The sequence below is a fragment of the Stutzerimonas azotifigens genome (genome assembly GCF_013522725.1).
GTDB classification, from domain to species: Bacteria; Pseudomonadota; Gammaproteobacteria; order Pseudomonadales; family Pseudomonadaceae; genus Stutzerimonas; species Stutzerimonas azotifigens_A.
The window spans coordinates 1-3,461 of record NZ_JAAMRF010000020.1 but is presented as its reverse complement, the minus strand read 5'-3'; the positions used below and the strand labels follow the sequence as shown (position 1 = coordinate 3,461).

Here is a 3,461-nt window from a genome sequence, read left to right as displayed (position 1 = left end):
AGAGGGTCATCATGCCGTTGATCATGCCGCCCCAGCTCGGAGCCAGGAGGATGATCGACATCACCATGCCCAAGCTCTGCGCCCAGTCGGGCAGAGCGGTGTAGTGCAGGTGGTGCGGGCCGGCCCAGATGTACACCGAGATCAGCGCCCAGAAGTGCACGATCGACAGGCGATAGGAGTAGATCGGGCGTTCGGCCTGCTTCGGCACGAAGTAGTACATCATCCCGAGGAAGCCGGCGGTCAGGAAGAAGCCCACTGCGTTATGACCGTACCACCACTGCACCATGGCATCGGTCGCGCCCGAGTAGATCGAGTAGGACTTGAACCAGGTGACCGGCACTTCCAGGTTGTTGACGATGTGCAGCATCGCCACGGTGGCGATGAAGGCCCCGAAGAACCAGTTGCCAACATAGATGTGCTTGACCTTGCGCTTGGCGATGGTGCCGAAGAACACCAGGGCATAGCTGACCCAGACGATGGTGATCAGGATATCGATCGGCCACTCCAGTTCGGCGTATTCCTTGGAAGAGGTGAAGCCCATCGGCAGGGTGATCACCGCGAGGATGATGACCGCTTGCCAGCCCCAGAAGGTGAAGGCAGCCAGACCGTCCGAGATCAGGCGGGTCTGCGATGTGCGCTGCACCACGTAATACGAGGTGGCGAACAGGGCGCAACCGCCGAATGCGAAGATCACGGCATTGGTGTGCAAGGGACGCAGACGGCCGAAGCTGGTCCACGGCAGGTCGAGATTGAGCTCTGGCCACACGAGTTGTGCGGCGATGAACACACCTAGACCCATCCCAATGATTCCCCAAACCACCGTCATGATGGCGAACTGGCGAACCACTTTATAGTTATAAGCAGTCTGACTGATTGCTGTGCTCATACAGGGTTCCACGCTAATGGCATTTCGAAGGCAAAAAACGGCGGCAAGTATGAGGAAAGCAGGGGGGCATTGCAAACGGCGCCGATGCTCTCTCGTCCCGCGCGGGCCCTGTGCTAGAAGCCTGAATCGGCCGAACTCGAAGAAAACTGGAAGCAGCTGTCAGGGCAGATGCGGCGACGCTTGTTACAAGTGCCTGAAGTCACGCGCCAGCTGAGCGAAGTCGGTTCAACGGCCTGAGTGCGCCATCCGTGGGGTCACAGGGTTGATACACACCAGTCTGGTGTGACAGAAGTGAAAGGTTTCGCCTTGTCGTTCGTAGTTTGGCAGTCGGCGAATTGGGCGGAAGCTTAGGGCTACTGCGGGGGAGGGGGAAGGGCAGTTGGTCGGAGCGGCCTGCGGCACATGGTCGCAGATCGCCCCTTGAGGGCGGTAAGGGATCCGCTCCGAGCAGATCAGCGCTTGGCCAAGTCTGCCTGTTGTTGCGACAGGCTGTACACGTAGGCGGCTAGGAGGTGAACCTTGTCGTTGCCCAGGTGCTGCTCCTGCGCCGGCATCTGGCCGTTGCGCCCGTGGCGAATGGTCTGCTGCAGCTGAGCGAGGCTCGAGCCGTAGATCCAGCCGCCGGGTTGCGTCAGGCTGGGGGCGCCCATCATGGGCATGCCTTCGCCGCCAGCGCCATGGCAGGCGGCGCAATTGCCGGCATAGACCTGCTTGCCTGCCGCCAGGTCGGCCTGCGTACCTTCCGGCAATGCCAGCCCGCCCAGATCCTGGCGCACGTAGGCCGCTACGTTCTTGACCCCTTCTTCGCCGATCACCGACACCCAGGCGGGCATGGTAGCGGTGCGTCCGTGGAGAATGCTGGCCTTGATCGTCTCGGCATCGCCGCCCCAGCGCCAGTGGTTGTCGGTCAGGTCCGGGAATCCGACCGCGCCGCGGGCGTCCGAACCATGGCAGACCGCGCAATGGTTGGCGAACAGGCGGCCACCCATCTTTAGTGCCTGATCGTCATGAGCCACTTCCGCGACCGGCATGGCGGCGTAGCGGGCGAAGATCGGGCCGTACAGGCTGTCGGCCTTGGCCACTTCGCGCTGCCACTGGGCTTCCTGCGTCCAGCCGTGCTCGTATCCCGGGAAGATCCCTTTCCAGTTGCCCAGGCCCGGGTAAAGGATCAGATAACCCACACCGAATACCAGGGTGCCGAGAAACAGCATGAACCACCACTTGGGCAGTGGGTTGTCGTATTCCTCGATACCGTCGAAGGCGTGACCCATGGTTTGATCGGTGGGGCCCTGCGACTCGCCCCTGCGCGTCGCGAAGATCAGCCAAAACAGGGCCACGAGTGTGCCCAGCGTCAGCAGGGTGACGTAAACACTCCAGAAAGCGCTCATGTAGTACTCCTGGCGGTCTGTATCCAGCCCGCCCGCAATTGATTTGCTGACGGCGCCGTGGCGCCGGTCGGTGGAACGGTGCGAGTCGATCAGCGCTTGTTGGTCAGCGCGGTGCCCAGAACCTGCAGGTAGGCAACGAGGGCGTCCATTTCGCTCTTGCCCCTCACAGCGTCCCGTGCGCCTGCGATGTCTTCCTCGCTGTAGGGCACGCCGAGGGTGCGCAGGGCCTGCATCTTCTTGGCGGTGTCCTTTCCGTCGAGGGTGTGTTCGACCAGCCAGGGATAGGACGGCATCTTCGACTCGGGTACCACGTTGCGCGGGTTGTAGAGGTGCGCGCGGTGCCAGTCGTCGGAGTAGCGGCCGCCGACGCGGGCCAGGTCCGGGCCGGTACGCTTGGAGCCCCACAGGAACGGATGGTCGTAGACGCTCTCGCCGGCGACCGAGTAGTGGCCGTAGCGCTCGGTCTCGGCACGGAACGGACGAATCATCTGCGAGTGGCAGCCGACGCAGCCTTCGCGGATGTAGATGTCACGCCCTTCGAGCTGCATGGCGGTGTAGGGCATCATGCCTTCGACCGGCTCGTTGACCGCGTCCTGGAAGAACAGCGGGACGATCTGGGTAAGGCCGCCAATGCTGACCGCCAGGATCATGAACAAGGTCAGCAGGCCGACGTTCTTTTCGAGTTTCTCGTGCTGTTTCATCTCTGCGTCCTCAGGCGATCTGCGCCGCGGCGTCGTATTCGGCCGGCTTGACGGACCGTACGGTGCGCCAGGTGTTGTAGGCCATCACCAGCATTCCGCTGAAGAAGATCGCGCCGCCGACCATCCGCACTACGAAGCCCGCATGGCTGGCTTCCAGCGCCTCGACGAAGGAGTAGGTGAGGGTGCCGTCGTCGTTGACGGCGCGCCACATCAGGCCTTGGGTGATGCCGTTGACCCACATCGAGGCGATGTAGAGCACGGTGCCCACGGTTGAAAGCCAGAAGTGGGTATTGATCAGGCCGATGCTGTACATCCGCTCGGAGCCGAACACCTTGGGAATCAGGTGATAGAGCGAGCCGATGGTGATCATCGCCACCCAGCCGAGGGCGCCGGCGTGTACGTGGCCGATGGTCCAGTCGGTGTAGTGGGAGAGGGCGTTGACGGTCTTGATGGCCATCATCGGGCCTTCGAAGGTGGACATGCCGT

4 protein-coding genes are annotated in these 3,461 nt (G+C 62.4%); all 4 read right to left on the bottom strand.

Annotated elements, in window-relative coordinates; translation table 11 throughout:
* Positions 1-886: cbb3-type cytochrome c oxidase subunit I (locus G7026_RS22435; RefSeq protein WP_181073262.1), on the bottom strand; the 886-nt coding region annotated here is incomplete at its 3' end.
* A gap of 452 nt (positions 887-1,338) precedes the next feature.
* Positions 1,339-2,274: a cytochrome-c oxidase, cbb3-type subunit III gene (gene ccoP, locus G7026_RS22430; RefSeq protein ID WP_181073261.1), complete on the bottom strand. Its 936-nt coding sequence runs from the start codon at positions 2,272-2,274 to the stop codon at positions 1,339-1,341.
* An 89-nt stretch (positions 2,275-2,363) separates the two neighbouring features.
* Positions 2,364-2,975, bottom strand: coding sequence for a cytochrome-c oxidase, cbb3-type subunit II (ccoO, locus tag G7026_RS22425; RefSeq protein WP_181073260.1), 612 nt, complete (start codon positions 2,973-2,975; stop codon positions 2,364-2,366).
* 10 nt (positions 2,976-2,985) lie between these two features.
* On the bottom strand, positions 2,986-3,461 hold a 476-nt coding region (locus tag G7026_RS22420), incomplete at its 5' end, for a cbb3-type cytochrome c oxidase subunit I (protein ID WP_181073259.1).

Excerpts from the sequence above, each read along its gene's own strand:
- ccoP (WP_181073261.1), bottom strand. The coding sequence starts at position 2,274 with ATGAGCGCTTTCTGGAGTGTTTACGTCACCCTGCTGACGCTGGGCACA.
- ccoO (WP_181073260.1), bottom strand. The coding sequence starts at position 2,975 with ATGAAACAGCACGAGAAACTCGAAAAGAACGTCGGCCTGCTGACCTTG.